The sequence below is a fragment of the Rhizobium sp. SG2393 genome (genome assembly GCF_042610495.1).
Classification (GTDB): domain Bacteria; phylum Pseudomonadota; class Alphaproteobacteria; order Rhizobiales; family Rhizobiaceae; genus RU20A.
This window is the reverse complement of record NZ_JBHGAP010000003.1, coordinates 246,126-265,216: the sequence shown is the minus strand read 5'-3', so window position 1 is coordinate 265,216 and position 19,091 is coordinate 246,126. Positions and strand designations below refer to the sequence as shown.

Below are 19,091 nucleotides of genomic sequence, written 5' to 3'. Positions count from 1 at the left end.
GATGTAGCCGGCGCCGCCCATGTCTGCCGCCAGCTGGTAGATCTCGTCGAAGGAACGATCAATCACGCGCTCGACCACGCTCTGGTCGCGCAGGTCAGCCACGATGAAATCGTCGGCTTCCGTCTCGGCGAAGCTCGGGAACTTCAGGTCCACACCGCGAACCCAGAAGCCTTCACGCTTCAGGCGCTTCACCAGGTGGCTACCGATGAAACCGCCAGCCCCACAAACCAAGGCAGTCTTTGTCATATGAAATAACCCTATGTTTCCGTTAGATGAATGAGCAACGAACCTACGCTGCCGATCGTGTCTCGTGGTTTTCGAGAAACCACGCATATGTCGCCCGTATCCCCTCCCGGAGCGGCATGCGCGGACGCCATCCCATTTGGTTGAGGCGTCCGCAGTCCATCAGGCGCCTTGCGACCCCGTCCGGCTTTGTGGCGTCAAAGGCGATCTCACCCGTGAAGCCGACAATTTCACAAATAATCTCGATAACCTCTCGCAGGCTGCGATCCTCTCCGGAACCGAGATTGACAAAGGAGGACGCGGGCGGGTTTTCCAGCAGAAAGGCGATCGCATCGGCACAGTCGTCGATAAACAGCACTTCGCGACGCGGCGTTCCCGTGCCCCAGGCAACAAGACGCTGCGCACCCGCCATTTTGGCTTCGTGCGCCCGACGGATGAGAGCCGGAATGAAGTGGCTCTTTTCCGGATGGAAGCTGGCGCCCGGTCCATAAAGATTGCACGGCAGCACGCTGAAGAAGCTGCGGCCATACTGCTCGCGAATTGCCTTGACCGCCGTCATCCCGGCAAGCTTCGCCAAGCCGTAGGGCTCATGCGTCGGATCGAGACGGCCCGTCATGAGCGCATCCTCAGACATCGGCTGCGGCACATCGGCCGGATAGACGGCGCTGGATGCGATATGGACGAGCGTGCCGACGCCATGGTCGAGCGCGGCCTGCAGCACGTGCCCGGCAATCAGAAGGTTATCGAGAATGAAGGCGGAGGGCTCGGCCTTGTGCGCGGCAATCCCGCCCACGCGCGCCGCCGCCAGAATGATCGCATCCGGCTTTTCGGACGCAACAAAGGCATTCACGCCCGACTGATCCCGCAAATCGAGTTCGTCACGGCCGATCGTTACAAGCCGGTGATCGCCTTGGCCAAGACGACGCTGGAGCGCACCACCGAGGAGACCCCGGTGTCCCGCAATCCAAATCTTCCTGCCAGGCAATTCATTGGACATGCCGCGTCCCGAAAATACTTCAAAAAACACTAAAGCGAATAGACCTTCACCAGCGAAAGAACAAGTGAAGTATAAATAGCAACACAATGAAAATCTGGCCTTAGCTAACACGCATTTCCTTTACGGTCAACCTTTTGTAGGATAGAGGTCGCATACCGATGACTCTGAAGGTTAATTCCAGCCGGGCCATGTGGCGGGATTGCAGGCCATGAAATGCCTGCTTCTCACGCTGGCAGTGGGGTCGCGGATCTGTTTTAACCGTTCATAGCGGAAACGTTGTTTTATGTATGTTCTGATCCAGGTCTTGCGCGGCTTGGCCGCCCTTATCGTGGTTCTGCACCACGCGCTCACTCCCGCAGACGGCATTCCCGTCGACCAGACTTACTTTCACTTTGGCGCGGCGGGCGTCGATATCTTTTTCGTCATTTCCGGCTTCATCATCTACACATCGACAATCAGTCGTTCGCAGTCGCCAGGTGACTTTTTCCTCAGGCGCGCGGCCCGAATCTTTCCGCCCTATTGGGCCGCAACGCTGCTTCTGATCGCCACCCACCTGGTGCTGGGCATGCAGAGGGACATGGTGCTCTCGACATCCCACGTCATCCAGTCCTTCCTGCTGATCGCCCATGACAGCCCGACGGAACCGGGTCGCCCCTATCCGCTGCTGATCCCCGGCTGGACCCTGCAGTACGAGATCTTTTTCTACGCGCTCTTTGCTCTGGCTCTGTTTTTCCGCCAGGCTGCAGCGCTGGGCTTCATAACGGCCACGCTGGTTGGGCTGGTGCTGCTTGGCGCCGTGGTCGGCGCGCCGGTGGATCAGGTCGCATTCAATGTGTACACGAACCCTCTTCTGCTGGAATTTCTGGCCGGAATTTTCATCGGCGTCCTCGCAAATCGCCAGCCACGCATCTTCGGCGCTGCCTTCGCCCTGCTGATCCCGGCCGGCTTTCTCCTCCTCGCGATGTCAGACCACACCGACCTGCCGCGCATGGTCGAATGGGGCATTCCTGCCATCATCATCGTCTTTGGCGCCGTCGCCGGCGAAAATCTGAAAAACCGGTGGCGCATCCCCCAGTTCCTGGTCACTCTCGGCAATGCGAGCTACTCGATCTACCTGACACACATCATTACGCTCGGACTGGTGCGGGGCGTTTTCCGCAAGGTCTTTGTCGACGGCGTGTGGTGGATCCCGCTTTTCGTCGTGGCCTGCGTGGTCGCGTCCTGCCTTGCGGGCGTCCTCTTCTACTACCTTGTCGAAAAGCCGCTCGTTAAGGGCTTCACGCGGATCGTTTCGCGCCCGGCACGATCGCGGACATGACCCTGATCCTCAGGCCAGACCCACCCGCCGTTTACCAAGATGCCGGGAGGAACGGGGGGCTGGGTGGGCCGGGACTTGAATTTTACAAAGGTTTATGGAATATGAATATCGCTGTTGGGGCATGGCGCTGCTATTGAAACGCGCCGAATTGAATTGAGCATTTACGTTTTTAAAGTGATTTCCGGTCGCTGCGATGCCTGATCTTGGGATCGACGTCGAAGCCGCGAATAAAAGAGATTTCCATGAAGAAGTTTAAGGCGCTCGGCGTCGATATTGCTGTTACGTCGCTCGAGGACATTGCTCGCAGGATCGAGTCCTGGGCTGGCGGAACCGAAGAGCATGTCGTTTGCTTCAGCGATGTTCATGGCGTCGTGAAGGGCCACGATGACGCGGCAATGAAAGAAGCACTCGTGAGCGCCGACATTGTGTCTCCGGACGGGCATCCGGTCGCATGGGTCGGCCGCGCGCTGTACGGCCTGCCTGCAAAGCGGGCCTGCGGCCCGGATTTTCTGGATTTCCTCGCCTCGCGTTCGCCCTCGAGCGGTCTCAAACACTATTTCTTCGGCGGGAAACCCGGCGTTGCCGAAGAACTCGCCGATGTCCTGCGCAAGAAGTATCCGGGTATCCAGATCGTGGGTACCGATACGCCGCCGATGGGGGTATCGACGCCCGAGCAGCTTGACGAGCAGCTGAACCGCATACTGGCCGCCAAACCCGATGTCGTCTGGGTGGGTCTCGGTGCGCCCAAGCAGGAAATCTGGATGTCGAAGAACCGGCATCGCCTGCCGGGCATCACGCTGTGCGGTATCGGTGCCGCCTTCGATTTCCATACAAACCGCGTGAAGCGCGCGCCGCTGTGGATGCGAGAGCACAGCCTGGAATGGCTCTACCGGGCCTTCAGCGAGCCGAAGCGTCTCGGCACGCGCTATCTCAAGACAATTCCGCGTTTCCTCTTCCTGTTGTCGCGACAGGCCCTGCAGATGGCCTTCAAAGGAAATCTCCGCCGCGGCTGATGCCGCAACCGGCGCCATGCGCGCCGGCCGCTTCGCCTTCCCGTCGCCTCATGCCGGAACTGGACACTTATCGTGCGCATCGCTTTCTTCTTCTGGTCCCTCGAGCTCGGCGGCGTCGAGCATATGATCACCAATCTGTCGCGTGAGCTGGTGAACAGGGGCCACGACATTACCATCGTCCTCGCCCGCGATCCGCAGCCGAACGAATATACGCCGGATCCGCGCGTGAAAGTGATCCGCCTCGGCATTCCCAGCACGGGCAAGCTCATCTGGAAGTTCGCGCAACACCTGCGCGCGGCGAAATACGATCTCGTCTACACGGCAATGCCGACCACGAATGTCGCCGCGATCATCGCCCTCAAGCTTTCCGGCGCCAAGACGCGTCTCGTGATCTCGGAACGAAGCAACCCCGCGCTCGAGGCGCAACATTCGAAGACCTGGCGCTACCGCGCATCCTTTACCTTGCAGCCCTTCCTGTATCCGCGCGCCGACGCGATCGTGGCGGTTTGCAAGGCGCTTGCGGATGAACTGGCCGAATATGCGCGCCTGCCGCGCGAGCGTATCCGCGTCATCTACAACCCGGCCTTCGACGAGGACGCCTTCGCCGAGCCGCAGGCAGAGACGCATCCCTGGCTGGACGACAAGACGGTTCCGGTCATCATTTCCGCCGGCCGACTGGCCATCCAGAAGGACTACGGGACGCTGCTCCGCGCCTTCGCTCTCCTGCGCAAGAAGCGGCCGGCGCGCCTGCTGATCCTCGGCGAAGGTCCCCAGCGCACGGAGCTGGAAGCGCTCATTGCCGAACTCGGCATCAAGGACGATGTGGATCTGCCGGGCTTTCGCAACAACATCAGCGCCTATCTCTCCAAGGCCGACATCTTCGCCCTCTCCTCGATCTGGGAAGGGTTCGGCAACGTTCTGGTTCAGGCACTCGCAGCACGCTGCAGCATCGTGACGACCGACTGCCGGAATGGTCCGGGCGAAATCGTGGATGGTGGCAAGTACGGCGCCCTGGTCCCGGTGGGCGATGCGGAAGCCTTCGCTGCAGCGCTGGATCGCGTGCTCGACAACCCCTTCGATCCCGATGCGCAATTCGAGCGAGCCCAGCTCTTCAGCGTTCGCAGGTCGTCGGACACCTATGAAAACCTGTTCGACACGCTTGTGAGAAAGTCGGCCTGATGCCGATTGCAGGCCAGGACGCAGTTGACCAGACGCCATCGGGTGAGCAAAGCAGGTCCGTGACGACGCGCAGGCAGAAGCTCCAAAAACTGGTCTCGTTCGGATTCAGCATGACGGCCATGCTGGTTCCGGCGGCGCTCCAGTTCGTGCTGTTTGCCTTCTACGCACGCGTTCTGGGTGTCGAGCAGTACGGCATCTACATCGCACTTCTGAGCTGGAACCCGATCTGCTTCGAGCTGGTCGGCATTGGTGCCGGTGAATATCTGATCAAGCGCTCGGCGCAGGACGAGAGCGCATTCGGCATTGCCCGCGGGCACATGCTGGCCGCCATTCTCTACACGCTGCCGGTTGCCATGGCGCTGTTCACCTTTCTGGCCTATGCCGCAGTGGATTACCGGATCGGCCTGACGACAATCCTGCTCCTTTGCCTGTCCGAATTCCTTGGCTACCGCCTGCTCGTCTGCGCAGAGCAGGCTGCAATCTCGCTCCGCCGCTTCGGAATGGCCAACTGGTTTCGCATCGCCCAGGGCGTACCCCGACTGCTGGGCGTGGTCTTCGCCTACTTCGTGCTCGGGCTGAAAGATGTGAGCAGCCTTGCCCTCGCCGGCTCCTTCGCCATCCTGCTGGGCGGCATCGGGGCGGAAATCGTCGTCCGCAGCCGTCTTCCCGCAACGAAGAAGTTGGAGATTATTCCGGAGGGGCTGCGCAACGGGACGTGGTTCATGGGCAACCAGCTTGTCCGCGCCGGCCAGCAGAACATCGACCGCGTCGTGCTGTCGGCAGTGGTCGATCCGGCGACCCTGGCGCTCTACGGTGCCGCTCAGCGCTTCATCCAGGTCGGCATCCTGCCAATCCAGACCGTCCTTCGCTATACCTATCCCCACTTCTTCAAGGAGGGAAAGAAGGGCATCGGGTCCGCGCTGCGTTACGGGATCAAGGTACTGCCTCTGGTCGCCGGCGTGGCAGCCGTGACAGCCGCCGGCCTGATGGCGGCGGCGGGTTTCCTGCCGCTGGTCGTGGGACAGCAATATGCCCAGTCCGTGACCTATCTGTTCTATCTCGCCCCGGTGCTGGTTCTCTTCGCTGTCAATTATGTCGCAACCGACACCCTGTCGGGCGGCGGCTATCTGTCGGTGCGGACCTTGCTCACGGCAAGTGGCGTCGGCGTACAGGCTGCCTTGTTTCTTCTTTTCCACGACGGCAAGGAAATCGTGCTCGCCAGCTACGGTGGGATGGGGATCACCTGTATCGTGACATGGCTGGCCGTCTTCCTGCTCGCGCGCCGATCAAAGCAGCAAGGCTAGAAAATGACCAGGTCGACAGTCCAATCAGCAGCACGGTTCGATTGGTTGGATATCGCCAAGGGGCTCGGCATTATCGCCGTCGTCCTCGGGCATGTGCTGGCCGATGACAAGGAAAGCAGCCTCAGCCAGGCACTGGTTCATACGATATACAGCTTCCACATGCCGCTGTTTTTCCTGCTGGCAGGCTACACGCTCAAGCCGGAAAACCTGTCGAGTTTCGCCTGGCGGCGCGGTCTTGCGCTGGGTGTCCCCTATCTCCTGTTTCTGGTGATGCTGGGGCTGCCCAGCCTTGCCGTCAGCTGCGCGGCTGGTCCCATCCCCCTGTTCGGGATCGGCCAATGCAAAACCTTCGCCTTTCGACTGCTCGCCGGCGGCTCGTCGATCGGTGGTATCTTCAGCGTTTTCTGGTTCATTCCCTGCCTGTTTTTCGCAATGCTGATCGCCCAGGCCGTTCTGGCGACGGCGCGCAAAACACGCCTCTGGCCGCTCCTGCTCGGCCTCCTCTATGTCGTGGCCTATCTGTTGCCGCTCGCTCTCCCGGTCTCCACGGCGGTTCTGGCGATCGGCGTTGCGCCGCTGGCGAGCATCTTTGTGCTCGCAGGCTACGGCCTGCGCCATGCTGATCAGCATGGCTTGATGTCGCCTGCCTGGACTTCTCTTGCTCTGGTTGGCATAGCCGCAGCCATCGTCCCGCAGACGATCGACATGAAATACGGACATTTCGGGCTACCGGTTATCGGCCTGGTGGCAAGTCTGTCGCTGAGCTTCGCGTTCATCCTTGCCGCCCGCATGTTGACGGTGACCGGAAGGCTGTCGCGTGCGCTGTCCTGGATCGGCAACCGCTCCCTTGTCGTCATGTATCTACATCAGACGATCCATTATGGCCTTCAGGCCGCGGGTCTCCAAAATGCCGTCATTGTAACGCTGATCTCCCTGGTAATACCGCTCGTGGTTGCGGATGCTGTGATGTGGATCATCAAGACTCTGACGCGCTTCATCGAAGACCATATTCATTTTCATCAAGGACACATCAGATGACGGCAAAAATCACGCGACGCGCGCTTCTCGCAGCAGGCGGCGTATCGGTCGCGGCCGCCGCCGTTGGAACGGTCTATACATTCGGCCCAAGGATGAACCAGTCTGCGGCGTCGGATGCAGATGTCCGCGACTATCTGCAGCGCCTTTGGCTACAGCCGTCGGAGGCCGAGATCGCAGCACTTGAAAAATGCGTCACGCATTTGAAGCAGGCCGGCTTGTGGAACAAGCTGGATGCATTCTGGGATCTGAGGGCCTCGACGCGTCAGGGTGCCCTCCTCAACATCAGGCAACGTGCGTTCGACCTGAAGGTCCAAGGTCACATGGTGCAGCGTCCGGGCTTTGGCTTGGCAGGTGATGGCGTCGGTGGCTTTGCCCGGACAGGGATCATGCCAGGGGCAGAGGGTGTCCGGTTTTCGCTGAGTTCCGCAAGTTTCGGTGCCTTCTGCAGCATCAATGACAACGGCGGCAACAATTACGCCTTCGGCTCGTTGAACGGAAACTTCAGGCTGAAAACACGCCAGGCGCCCGCCGACGCGCCGAGCGGATATCTGAACGATGCCGCCCAACCGCTGACCGGCGAACCCTTGTCCGGCATCATGCCCGGTCTCTACACGATATCGCGCACGTCCAGAGACCAGCTTTCGCTTTACAAAAACGATGTGCAGGTGGGCCAATCCGCCGATCCCTCGACGGCTGTCAAAAACGAGGAAATTCTGCTCAATCGGGCCGGAGCCCGCTTCGGCAGCGAAACATTCGCTCTCGCCTTTGTCGGTGCCGGCCTGGATGCGAACGACATGCGGGAACTGACGCTATGTTTCCGCGACTACCTTGCCGCCGGCATGAGACCGATCGCCTGTTTCGGAGACAGCCTGACGCAGGGTATCCGCAACATGGGGAAAGACCCGACCGCAACGGTGACGAATTACCCCTCCCGCGTCCAGGCCCTGTCCGGACGGATTGTCTACAACGGCGGGATGTCCGGCCAGACCAGCACGCAGATTGGCAAGCGCGCCGAGACCGACAACATCATGAATGGTGCGGTCAACGTGATCTGGGCCGGGCGAAACAACTACCGGGAGCAGGATACCGTGCTTTCCGATATCGCGAAGATCGTGAACCATATCGGACATGACCGATACCTTGTCCTCTCCGTGCTCAATGGTGACTATGAAACGGAGGCAAAGGGGCTCGTGGACTATCAGCGCATCGTCTCGCTGAACACGGCCCTGCAGCAACTGTACGGGGATCGCTTCCTCGACATCCGCGATATTCTGCTGAAGGCAGGCGATACCGGCAGCGCGGATGATCGGGCCGACCTTGAACGCGATATCGTTCCCCGCTCGCTTCGAAGCGATACGATCCACCTGAACGATGATGGCGACGCACTTGTCGGTCAATCCGTCGCAAACGCGATTGCTGCAAAGGGCTGGTGAAGGGCGCTCGGGATATGACAGGCAAGGCGGCCGTTGCAGGCTTTCCGACGATCGATCGACGCGCGTTTCTGGGCCTGATCTGCGCACTGCTGGTCTCCCGGCCGCCCGCAGCGGCGGCCAAGGATGGTCTCGCCTCCCTGGACGCAAAACTGGGGAAGGCCTCCGATCTCCCGAACTGGATCCGCGATCCGTTTCTCAAGCGAACGCTCTACCGCATCCGCGTCAACCCGCTGCCCGAGACATCGGGCCCTGCAGGTGCCAATCGGGACGGCTTCCGATGGATTGAGGAGCAACGCGAGGGCGCAAGCTGGATTACCCGCGGCGTCGTGAATTCCCAATGGAACTGGATCGTTCGGGGCTGGCGGCAGCTAGACTGGGGTCTCGAACACCAAGACAGCGACGGCGGCTTCACATGCGACGATGCGTTCCACTCGACATCGTTCTTCGTCGAGGCGCTCGCACGGGCCTGCATCGTCTATCCGCAAGGCGCAACGAGCAAGCGTCTGGATGCCCTGTCCGCAGCCTGCGACTGGATGAAGCGGCCTGAAATCAGCGCACAGGGGGTGCAAGCCGCGCACCTGTTCGCCCACCGCCATTTCATCATCGCCGCGGCATTCGCGCAGAGCGCCTTGCTGACCCGGGATCAGGGCTTTTTCAGCACGGCCCGTGCCTATGCTGACGCAGGCATTGCAGGCCAATGGCCTGACGGCACCAATCCGGAGCGTGGCGGGTTTGATGTCGGCTACCAGATGATCGGCGCCATCATGGCGCTGCGCTATCTCGCCGTCCTGGATCAGGGGCCCTACCGCGAAGCGGTTCAGAATTTCATCATCGCCACGGTGAAACGCGAACTTGTTCAGATGCGGGAAGACGGCACGATCGATACGTCCAAAAGCACACGCGTTGGCATCGAAATCGGTCGGGGCGGCATCGTCAAAGGGCCACCATACGAGGAAATTTTTGAGTCCCTGATTTACGGTGCCGTTGCTTTCGGACAAGACGAATGGCGCCAGATGGCCGAAAAGCTCGCCGAAAGCCGCAACTGGATCGAAGGCTAGATGCGGGCGACGCCAGCCTGATACCCCCCTTTTTTCCACCTCCGCCGTTTTGACCTTAGCCTTTCGGCAGTTAAAAAGGAGGCTGAGATGAGCGAGTTCGCCTGTACCCGATGCATAACCCACAAGACGAAGACCACCCGACCGCCCCCGGTGCCGGAGGCTTCCTTGCCATCAACCGGCGAGGCTTGCTCATGCTTGGGCTGAGCGCTGGTGCCATTGCACTGTCGACAAGTTTGATCGCGCCGCACCTGTCACCCAACGACAGTCCGGATGCGCCGCCCGGCTTCGCCTTCGTGGTCTGCGATGGACAATTCGTGACCGTTCAGGGCGCCTATCTTCTCGTGGAGCTTTCATCATGGTGAAGACCGTCGAACTCACCGCCCTCGGCCCGCAGCAGGCACGCCTGTTCGGCCTTCTGTCGGCGGAATACCCCCTACCCGCAAACGCGATGGACTATCCGCTCGGCAACGACCAGTTCTACGGACAGGTCGCCACAAACGCGCGGCTGAGCGACTCCAAGGCTGCTGGCAACAAGTCGTTCATGTCACGCTCCTACCACGTCGCAAGGAGCGCGATCACCGAACTCGCTGTCGTCGTGCCCAACTGGTTCTGGGATCTCGCCGTTACGAAATTCGAACTGCCGAACGGGGCAGGTGCGCAGTTCACCTGCTCGATCGAATATCCGGCCGGAACCTATACGCGCCTGCGCTTCAGCGACCAGACACGGGGCTTCTGCCGTGACTTCGAACAAATGGCGTCGGATTTCGCTTCTGTCACCATTCCGAGCGGCCAGGGCTTCTGGGTCAATGTCTGGTGCCTGCACGCGGCCGGAACGATCCTTTTCCAGAATGCCGCACAAAACAGCGCCGCCGGCGAAAGGCTGAACGTCAGCACCACGCAGGCGACGGATCAGACAATGACGGCGCATAGCGGAACGGCGCAGTCGTCCGGTTTTTGGCCGTCCGCCATCATCGGCCGCACCAGTGGCAACCCGGTGCTGATCGTCGGCGACAGTCTCCAGCGCGGCATTGGCGACAGCGCGGATGCCGTCAATGCCATCGGCATCGTCGCACGGTCGGTTGCTCCGCAAATGCCCTACATCAATCTCGGAAGCTCCGGCGACAGTCTCGCGATCTTCCTGCAGGCCTACAGAAAGCGCCTGCAATCGGCCGCCTACACCAGGCACATCGTGGCAGCCCACGGAACGAACGACGTGCGGGCTGGGCGAAGTGCCGCACAAATTAAGCAGGATCTGCTGGTCTACTGGTCCTTGCTGCGCGCAAGGCTCTTCCGCGCGGACGGTCAGCTTTTTCAATGCACGCTGACCCACTCGACCACATCCACGGACAACTGGGCAACAACGGGCAACCAGACCCGCTCGCAGAACTTCGATACCGGCGTGCGTGAGGACATCAACGACTGGCTGCGGGATGGCGCACCACTCGTATCCGATGCGCCTGCACCAACCGGCACCGCCGGCGCCACGCGGGCAGGATCGGGAACGCATCCGCTCCGGTCGGTCTTTGATGTCGCCGACGTCTTCGAGACGGCACGCAACTCCGGTATCTGGAAGGCCGACGGAACGGCGGCGAAGTGGACCGCGGACGGAATTCATCCCAGCCAGTTCGGCTATGTGCAGGCGGGCGCGTCCGGAAAGATCGATCTCTCGCTTCTGGCCTAAGGATACAGCCGCGCGTCACGCCGCCCGATATCTCCACGCCACGCCGTCAGGCCCACCACAAGCAAGCCCGAACCCGCAAACAGAAACGCCGTGCGCTTGGGAGCGCACGGCGTTGCAGAACCCTCGGGGCCGCCAGTGGGCGGCCCCGTGCATTGTCAGCTGTTGTAATATTCCGAATAGGCGTTGCTCTTCGAGAAGCTTGCCAGATCCTGTTGGTTGAGAACGGTGTAGATCTGCGTATTGCCGCTGATGTTGTCCTTGAGCGCTTCGAGCGAACGCTTCGCGACGGTCTGCGAGGTTGTTGCCCACTTCACCACGAAGAACACGACATCCGCGTTTCTGGCGAGGTAAAGACCATCGACGACGGGATCGATCGGCGGCGTATCAAGGATGATGTAGTCGAAGTGCTTGCGCGCGGTTGCCAGAACGCGACCAAGCCGCTCGTCCATGAAGAACTCGTCGGTCCCGATATCGCTGCTGCGCCCGCCGAGCATGAGGATGAGGTCGGACAGGGGATCGTTGACCAGAACCTTCGGCAGCGATCCGTTGTTGTCGGCATCGTGACGACGAAGGAAGTCGATGAACCCGGCATTCGGCTGCAGACCGACATGCTTGTGCATGGTGGGCTTGCGCAGATCGCAGTCGATCAGCAGCGTCTTCTTGCCCGAGAGCGCATACATGCGTGCCAGCGCAAGGGCCATGGTCGATTTGCCTTCGCCGGGGATGGCGGAGGAAATCATGATCACACGGCCAGTATCCGATTGCGTGTGCTCGATGCTCGCACGCAGACGACGGATCGACTCGGCATACATGGACAGCGGCGCCTTGACCATTCCGTCCGCGATGCTGAGAGCATCGGGGTCATCAGGGCCGGAATAGCGCGGCGAGATCGAGGCGAGCGGCGCACGAAGCACGCTCTCGAGCTGCCCTTCGTCGACAAAGCCGCCGATGAAGTGCTCCCGGACCACCGCAAGACCGAAACCGGACAGCAGGGCAAGGAAACCCGAGATCGCGATGATCAGCGATCGGTTCGGCGACGACGGGGCGGACGGCACCAGGGCCGAGGACACGATACGGCTGTCGGCCAGCTGAAGATCGATCTGCGCCTCGAGATCCTGCAGGCGGCTCAGAAGCGTCTGATACTGACGCCGCTTGATGTCGCTCGACTGCTGGATGGCAAAGATCTCGGTAAGAACTTCCGGCGGAAGATCGCTGTTCAGGATGGCGGAGCGCAGCTGCTCGCGAATCTTGTTTGCCTCGTCATCGGCCTGCTGCGTCACGGTCTGCTTCAGATCCGCAATCTGCTGCGGTGCCTGCTGACGGATCTGATTGTCGAGCGCTTCAAGCTGGGCGCGCAGATCGGTCACCTGCTGGCTGTCGGCCGTATCGGCCGCAATATTGCGCGCGATTTCCGCACGCTGCCGGTCGAGTTCGGCCAGCGCATCGCTGCCGAGCTGGGCAACGACCTGATCGAGATTGCCCTCGCGCAGGCTCTGGTTTGCCGCGTTGACGCGGGCCAAGGCGCTCACGCGGTTGCGTTCAATCTCGTCAAGACGCTGCCGCAGCGCAGCCACATTGCCACCGGCCTGGCCTTCCAGCCGCTTCATGTTCTGCGACAGATAGGTGTCGAAATTCTTTTCACTTTCCGCGATGGCGGCGCTGGCGGACTCGACGCGAAGCTGGAGCCGGTTGCGCGCGGCAGAGATGGACGCGACCTTGCTGTCCAGCTGCTGGCGGATATAGGCGTCCGTCACGGCATTCGCGAGACGGGCGGCCTTTTCGGGATTGCGCGACGTCACCGTCACGGAAATCAGGTAGGTCAGGCCGTTTCGTCCGACGACGACGGCATTCTTGAAGGAGCGGAGGACACGGCCCAGGGCCACCTCACCCGTCACGGGCGTCGGAGAACGAAGCTGGAAGTAGGCCAGCACGCGGTCGAGAAGGCCGAGCTTCACGCCGAATTCATTGTCGGCAATCAGGTTCTGGCTTCGAACCACATCAAGCAGGATCGCATCCGAGCCGAGGATGTTCACCTCGCTCTCGATGCGGCCATTGTCCGTGACGCCGCCCGTCAACCGCGCCTGCGGGTCAAGCAAGTTTTGAGGACTGGAGTCAACAAAGACCAGCGACGTCGCAGCATACTTCGGCGTCAATGAATAGGCCAGGACAACGCCCAGGGCCGTTACACCGATAAGGACCGAGACAATAAACCAAAATTGCCGCCGTATGATGCCGAATACGCTTTTGATATCAATTTCGTTATTCATACGTCCGAAATCCCAAATGAAACTTATAAAGAAGTGCGTTCAGAAACTCCTCCGGTTTAGCACATGGTTGCGACGCAGCAAATGCTTTCGTTACGTGCGGTTAACGCACACCGGCAGCATGCAACGATAAACGGGAGGCGTGCCTGGCGTATAAAGGCCGGAAAGCGCGGGTGTTTGGGCGAAGGCGAACCTTCAGGCGGCCATGCTGCGGTCTTCAAAGCCAATCGAGTTAGACGTGGAAAGACCAAAATTTATTGGAAAGCTCGCGCCCCGATCCCGGCTCACACCTGAACCGCAAGGTCACGCGAAGGGATAAGCTGGCCGCAGGAGCGCAAGATGGAGCGCGCGCCGCTCATCTCGGAACGGTGGCCTGCAAGACGGTCGCGCTGAAGCCGCCAGACAGACCGTCCGGCGGCTTTCCGTGTGGTCAGATGAGGATCGAGACCGCCGGCGTTCCGTTGAAGATCGTCGGGGCCATCTTGCAGGCACCGCCGGATTCCAGCCGCTCCATCTGCATCGTCATGGGGGCCCGGCTGGTGGTGACGACCACCCCAAGCTGGCGGGCAAAGCTGCCGATCTGAAAGGCCTGGGATTCGCCGGCGCCGCCAAGGCTGAACGAGAGCGCTGCGAGGAGGGCAACTACCGATTTCCGCATCATCTTTTTGTCCCTGTTCATTGTCTTCTTGTGCGAACCCTTTTGGCTCGCTGATGGGACAACCTTAGGCGAAAGCTTCCTCCACCTGCTTTAAGTCGATCTGTAAAATTCGATGGAAACGGCGCTTTTTCCAAATCACCGGGCTGTAGCGCCGCCTGCTGCAGCCAACGCATGCCGGCAGGGGAGCGCCGCCGGCAAAGGCCAAACGCATGGAATACAAAGCATGCCGGGGAGGCCCTCACGTGCCGGTGGAACGGCGCTCAACCTGAATGGCGTGGGCGAAGCCCGCGGCAAGGATGACCACGAAGAGAAGCGTCACGCCCTGGATCTCGAGGCTGAAATCGACGAGGGAATGCAAGGCCGCGACAACGAGCACCCCTGCCGCGGCCAGGGTGGGCGCCTCAACGAAAGGCTCTGAGGCAAAGCCGCGAACGACCCGCGCGCCGACAAGGAGCAGCACCAGTAGCGGGATGCTCCCGAAGACAAGGCCATACTCTACCCAAAAAGCGAGGTAGGTGTTGTGGGTCTTGTCCCAGACAAGCTCTGTGCTGACCGGAGGCTGGTGGAACAGCGGAAAAGCATATTCGAAGGCAGATCCGCCAAAGCCGGTCAAAGGACGGGTTTCGATCATCGACCAGACCTGCTTATACAGGCTGATGCGCACGCCAGCGTCGCCGCCCGCCTCTCCAAGCCGCTCCAGAAGGCTGCCACCGTAGAGCGCCAGCAACATCCCGAACGCGACCAGCACAATGGCGACCACTGCAGCGTAACGTCCTCGAACAGTATCGGACTTCGCGATTGCCATGACGGCGACAACAAGCACACCCAGAAGTGCTGCGAGATTGCCCATACGCGAATTTGTCATGACAAGAACACAGGCGATGATCAGCAGGCCGGTCATCTGAAGGATCAGCCCACGGTTGGACCCATACCGAAAGCCGGTAGACTGCGGCCGCCGCTCAACAGGAACGAAAAGGTCTTCGAAGATCAGGCTAACCCCCAGCACGCAGCCGAAAGCCAGGAAGGTTGCAAAGGAGTTTCGGTTGACGAACGCCCCTGTCGCGGAGCCGGCATAGGCCCACTTCTCGCTGAAAAGGATGGTGTCGTTGAAATTGAGAAACATGACGGCGCCATAGGCCGCATGGATAACGACGACGCAGAAGATCGCATTCAAAAAGGCGGCCGCCCGCGCGCGGTTGGCAGCGATCTGAACCACCAGGTAAAAGAGCAGGCCGTAGGTCAGCCACCTGAGCAGGGCAAACAGGGTTTCCCCCGGAGAGAGCGAGATGGTCTCGCTGGCCGGCACGCCATCAGGCCACCACAGGAGGCTCGCCGGCAGGAACTGTGACAGAGGCAGCGTCTGCAGGGCGGTATAGAGCGTCAACGCCGCAAAGAGTGCCCAGAGAAGCGGGAAAGCCGACACGCGTTTGCGAGGCGTAACCCTGGCAAAGGCGAGCCTCAGAAGATAGAGGCTGGCCACCCCGAAGGTTGCTGCCGATGTCAGCGCCCACACGCCCGGCCGGTTGCCGCCGAGAAAGAACGGTATCACCAGAACGATGGCGGCCACGGCCCACATCAGGATGCCGTTGGTCTTGTAGCGGATGTTGCTCGTATCGCCGATCAAGGGAAATCTACCTGCTCAAAAAAACAACGACCACGCAATTCCGGGAGGTCAGGTCGGATTCTTCAACATATAAAGAAACTTCTGCTGTCGTTCCCCTGAGAGGCCATCGATCACCTCAACAATTCTGTCACGATACAGGGGATTGGCGCGATACCAATCAGCAAGCCAGCGCATGCCACCATCGCTCATGGCGAGCATCGTGATGTCGGCGAGATGCGCGGCTTTCGTTTCAGCGTCTAGCGTTCCCAGATTGCCCTCGGCCAGGAGAATGCGCAGCCGAGCCATCGCCCCCTCGTTGGGCGTGACGCGTCGGGACTGGAGAAGATCAAACCGAAAGCCGTCAAGGTCGCCGCGCACAAGCGACGCCTGGGACGTCACGACCCAGGCAAGTCCATTGGTTGGCATCTGCGCGAGAACCTGGCGGCCAACCTCTCGGCAGACCTGCGCCGTCTGCAATTTTCTGTCTGCGATTTCTGGCGCGCTGGCGGGCGGATTGAGCCCAAACCAGCAGTCTGACAGCGCGACAGTCTTGGAGTAGGCCGAAAGCGCGAACCGGTTTTCATTCCTAGAGACGAAATCCGCAAACTCTGGCGCCGTGTTCTTGGGACGACCAAATATTCTCGTCTCCTGATAGAACAGGAAGCTGCTGGCACAGCCAAGAACTGCGCAAATGAACGCCGCAACATACACAGCCACGACATTTTCCTTCGAGTGCGCCATGATCCTCGCCTGATAACACAAAGTGGTACAGATGGCCCCGATTGGCAGGATGCCTACATGCAATCTAGATACCGCCCCGAGCTTAATTTGTTCCAAATATAGAGGCGAAAATGCAACACAAGTGCTTCTTTTCTGGGCATATTTCACGCCCATGAAAGAAGCGGGCAACATGTTCTTCAGAAGTCACTCAATTAAAGAGCATTGGGAAAGCCTCCTCTGGCAAGGCTGAAAAAACCAATTTTGGGTATATGGAAGCATGAGAGCGAACAATTGTCGGAAGCAAGAATTCTATGTAACGAATATTTCGGAGATACCAATGTTCGAAGGAATATAGGGAATTCACCTAAATAATTGATACAATATGATAATTTTGAGTCCCTTGAACTTAGCCCTTAGAGGACGGCCAATCGAGCCTTCCAAAGCTCAATGCGCTCGCCAGAAATATATGTCCCGCTTTGAGACAGATCGACTCTGGCAAAATCAGTTCTTCTCGGATAAGCTACGGAGGCTATTGTCATTGATTAAGAAAAGTGTAATAACGTTTTCGATTTTTAGAACGTAGGAGGTCTGTCATGAAAAATCGCTATCTCGTACCTGTACTTTTGGCCTTTTCAACGCTCGGCCTCGTTGGCGAAGCGCACGCCCAGGCCGCTCCCGCTGTACAGCAGCTGTCGCTTGCTGAAGCCGCAGCAGTGAGCAACATCGAAGCAATTGTTGCCAACACGTCGCTTAGTCCTGAGGCTCAGATCGCCCAGATCCAGTTGATCCTTGGACCTCTGACCCCTGCACAGCGCCTTGCTGTTGCCGCACAGGCGTTCCGCAACACCAACAGCGCCGGTGTTGTCGCTGTCGCCGCTGCAAATGCGGGCGTGAACACGGAGCAGATGGCGAACCTTGCAGGCTCGCTGCCGTCGACTGCCGGTATCACCCCGGGAGCAGCGCCGGCCGGCCCGGTAGATGGTGGCGTGACCGGCGGTGACAACGATCGTCCTACGCTCACCGGCAACCCGGCGAGCCCGGCCTGATCAATTCAGACCGTCTTGTTTCCTTCCCTTAGGGGATGACAGCCCCCCGGATGCTCCCATCGAGCATGCGGGGGTTTGAGTTTTTTGAGGCGCGTGCGCAAGCAGTGCGTAGTCGGGCACGCCTCCGGTAGACACCAATAGCCTGCGCCTAAGGCCGCTCGATCGGCGGAGCATAGCAAAACGGCGCCTGCTCCACCTCATCGATAAGCATGCGCTCGAGAATGCTCAGCCGAAGCGTTGTCTCTTCGGCATCGACGGCGTTGCAAAAGCAGGCATAGAGAGCGCGATAGTGATCGCGTGATCACCAGCGGTGCCTGGCGATTGGCGGCATTGGCGATCCATGCACGGGCCAAGTCGAGACCGTGGATAATGGCTTCGTAGCAGCATGTCCGGAGCAGGAACGCTGGCGCCCACCCCTTCCCCCCGCTAAACAGCCTCTACATCAGCGAAGATGCTCAGGCGGGGCCGCATGCGGACCGACAAGCGCCCCCCTGGCCTGCACACACCTTGAACTTCGGTTCGAGCAAAGCCCCGAAGGACCGAAGGTCGATCGGGGCTTGGGCGTGCAACATAGCGCGTGCCGGCATCAGCGAGCGTGACAATCCGATCAGGAATGCCCGCCCCTTCCGTTACCAGACCCGCGGGTTGGCGGAAGCGACACGAAGGAAGGCGTAGCCGGTCTGGTTGCGCTTGACGATCGACCTGCGCAGGTTGTCCAGAACGAACTCGCCACGATTGGTCTTGACCACCAGGACCGCGTGACCGACGCCGCGCTGGGTGACGACGACTGCCATGCGCAGCGCGCCTGCCGGTACGCCGGCACGGATCAGCTGGCTGCGCTTGGTCAGGGCGAAGTCCTCGCAGTCGCCGGAGGAGGCATTCACCGTCCAAACATCCGGGCCGCTGTCGTTGCGCTCGCGCATCGTCCGGTTGACGCGGTTGTTGACCATGGTGATCAGCGAGCGGATATGCGAGTTGTAGCTGACCACGCCGACGCCATCGGCCTTGCACTCCGACGGATTGCGGTTGCAGAAGGCAATGTAGCTCTTCGGTGCGCGGCTTTCGCTGAGCACGCGGGCACCGAAATTGCCAACGTTGAAGGCATTGGCGGAGGTGGCAGTAAAGCCGCTGACGGCGGCAAAGACGGCGAGCGTCGCGATAACTTTTTTCAACATCATCCCTGTCCTTCGTGAGCTTCTTCGAGCTTCTTCTCCGAGTTCATCTCGGTTGGGGTTCGCCTGATGCTGACGAAAGCTTGCCCGCTCTCGTTCCCCACTGACGCCACACTACACAACAGGGTTTTCCCGCCATTTAAGCCGGTCGGCGCAATTTTATCGAAAACGGACTTTCGGCCCGGGCTGAGGTATCGCAACCGCCGTCAAACCCCGGTCGATCATCCGACACAGAATTTTGAATCACACATAATTCCATTGAAATCATAGAGTTAGAGCGACGGAGACCGGCGATTGCCATCCCCGGCAGCGGCCCTTCCGTCCTTTGCCTTGTGGAAGTCACAGCAAGGTTTTACGATCTCCT

General features: G+C 60.1%; 17 protein-coding genes. 10 read left to right on the top strand and 7 right to left on the bottom strand.

Annotated features, from left to right (window positions below; genetic code table 11):
- Together ACED18_RS11830 and ACED18_RS11825 are read right to left on the bottom strand one after the other, a co-directional pair.
- On the bottom strand, positions 1 to 246 hold a 246-nt coding region (locus ACED18_RS11830; protein ID WP_377292350.1), incomplete at its 3' end, for an NAD-dependent epimerase/dehydratase family protein.
- Between the two features lie 43 nt (positions 247 to 289).
- Complete coding sequence (locus ACED18_RS11825; RefSeq protein ID WP_377292348.1) at positions 290 to 1,351, bottom strand: GDP-L-fucose synthase family protein; 1,062 nt, start codon at positions 1,349 to 1,351, stop codon at positions 290 to 292.
- Positions 1,352 to 1,523: 172 nt separating this feature from the next.
- On the opposite strand from ACED18_RS11825, the gene ACED18_RS11820 reads away from it, so the two are divergent.
- From ACED18_RS11820 to ACED18_RS11780, 9 genes are all read left to right on the top strand, one after another.
- Complete coding sequence (locus ACED18_RS11820; RefSeq protein ID WP_377292347.1) at positions 1,524 to 2,558, top strand: acyltransferase family protein; 1,035 nt, start codon at positions 1,524 to 1,526, stop codon at positions 2,556 to 2,558.
- Positions 2,559 to 2,800: 242 nt separating this feature from the next.
- Positions 2,801 to 3,571 (top strand): WecB/TagA/CpsF family glycosyltransferase, encoded by a 771-nt coding sequence (locus tag ACED18_RS11815; protein WP_377292345.1) that lies wholly within the window; start codon positions 2,801 to 2,803, stop codon positions 3,569 to 3,571.
- Between the two features lie 72 nt (positions 3,572 to 3,643).
- Positions 3,644 to 4,750, top strand: coding sequence for a glycosyltransferase (locus ACED18_RS11810; RefSeq protein ID WP_377292343.1), 1,107 nt, complete (start codon positions 3,644 to 3,646; stop codon positions 4,748 to 4,750).
- Positions 4,750 to 6,054, top strand: a complete 1,305-nt coding sequence (locus ACED18_RS11805; protein ID WP_377292341.1) for a lipopolysaccharide biosynthesis protein — start codon at positions 4,750 to 4,752, stop codon at positions 6,052 to 6,054. The genes ACED18_RS11810 and ACED18_RS11805 overlap by 1 nt, the downstream gene beginning before the upstream one ends.
- A gap of 45 nt (positions 6,055 to 6,099) precedes the next feature.
- Positions 6,100 to 7,092 (top strand): acyltransferase family protein, encoded by a 993-nt coding sequence (locus ACED18_RS11800; protein ID WP_377292339.1) that lies wholly within the window; start codon positions 6,100 to 6,102, stop codon positions 7,090 to 7,092.
- Positions 7,089 to 8,525 (top strand): SGNH/GDSL hydrolase family protein, encoded by a 1,437-nt coding sequence (locus tag ACED18_RS11795; RefSeq protein ID WP_377292337.1) that lies wholly within the window; start codon positions 7,089 to 7,091, stop codon positions 8,523 to 8,525. The genes ACED18_RS11800 and ACED18_RS11795 overlap by 4 nt, the downstream gene beginning before the upstream one ends.
- 14 nt (positions 8,526 to 8,539) lie before the next feature.
- Complete coding sequence (locus tag ACED18_RS11790; protein ID WP_377292335.1) at positions 8,540 to 9,583, top strand: hypothetical protein; 1,044 nt, start codon at positions 8,540 to 8,542, stop codon at positions 9,581 to 9,583.
- A 191-nt stretch (positions 9,584 to 9,774) separates the two neighbouring features.
- Positions 9,775 to 9,945 carry a hypothetical protein gene (locus ACED18_RS11785; protein WP_377292333.1) on the top strand — a complete coding sequence of 57 codons (171 nt, stop codon included), beginning with the start codon at positions 9,775 to 9,777 and terminating at the stop codon, positions 9,943 to 9,945.
- Positions 9,939 to 11,264: an SGNH/GDSL hydrolase family protein gene (locus ACED18_RS11780; protein WP_377292331.1), complete on the top strand. Its 1,326-nt coding sequence runs from the start codon at positions 9,939 to 9,941 to the stop codon at positions 11,262 to 11,264. Before ACED18_RS11785 ends, ACED18_RS11780 begins: the two co-directional genes overlap by 7 nt.
- 155 nt (positions 11,265 to 11,419) lie before the next feature.
- Here ACED18_RS11780 and ACED18_RS11775 read toward each other — a convergent pair whose 3' ends face one another.
- The 4 genes from ACED18_RS11775 to ACED18_RS11760 all read right to left on the bottom strand — a co-directional run bounded on the left by ACED18_RS11775 (position 11,420) and on the right by ACED18_RS11760 (position 16,530).
- Entirely contained in the window at positions 11,420 to 13,531 is a 2,112-nt protein-coding gene (locus tag ACED18_RS11775) for a GumC family protein (RefSeq protein ID WP_377292329.1), read from the bottom strand.
- 427 nt (positions 13,532 to 13,958) lie between these two features.
- The gene (locus tag ACED18_RS11770) at positions 13,959 to 14,189 is read right to left on the bottom strand and encodes a hypothetical protein (RefSeq protein WP_377292327.1); all 231 of its coding nucleotides are present in this window, start codon (positions 14,187 to 14,189) and stop codon (positions 13,959 to 13,961) included.
- 235 nt (positions 14,190 to 14,424) lie between these two features.
- Complete coding sequence (locus ACED18_RS11765; RefSeq protein ID WP_377292325.1) at positions 14,425 to 15,810, bottom strand: O-antigen ligase family protein; 1,386 nt, start codon at positions 15,808 to 15,810, stop codon at positions 14,425 to 14,427.
- Positions 15,811 to 15,858: 48 nt separating this feature from the next.
- Complete coding sequence (locus ACED18_RS11760) at positions 15,859 to 16,530, bottom strand: hypothetical protein (RefSeq protein ID WP_377292323.1); 672 nt, start codon at positions 16,528 to 16,530, stop codon at positions 15,859 to 15,861.
- A gap of 572 nt (positions 16,531 to 17,102) precedes the next feature.
- Between ACED18_RS11760 and ACED18_RS11755 the strand changes: the two genes are divergently transcribed.
- The gene (locus ACED18_RS11755; RefSeq protein WP_377292321.1) at positions 17,103 to 17,555 is read left to right on the top strand and encodes a hypothetical protein; all 453 of its coding nucleotides are present in this window, start codon (positions 17,103 to 17,105) and stop codon (positions 17,553 to 17,555) included.
- Between the two features lie 629 nt (positions 17,556 to 18,184).
- Here the strand turns inward: ACED18_RS11755 and ACED18_RS11750 are convergent.
- Positions 18,185 to 18,730 carry a transglutaminase-like cysteine peptidase gene (locus ACED18_RS11750; RefSeq protein ID WP_377292319.1) on the bottom strand — a complete coding sequence of 182 codons (546 nt, stop codon included), beginning with the start codon at positions 18,728 to 18,730 and terminating at the stop codon, positions 18,185 to 18,187.
- Between the last annotated feature and the right edge of the window lie 361 nt (positions 18,731 to 19,091).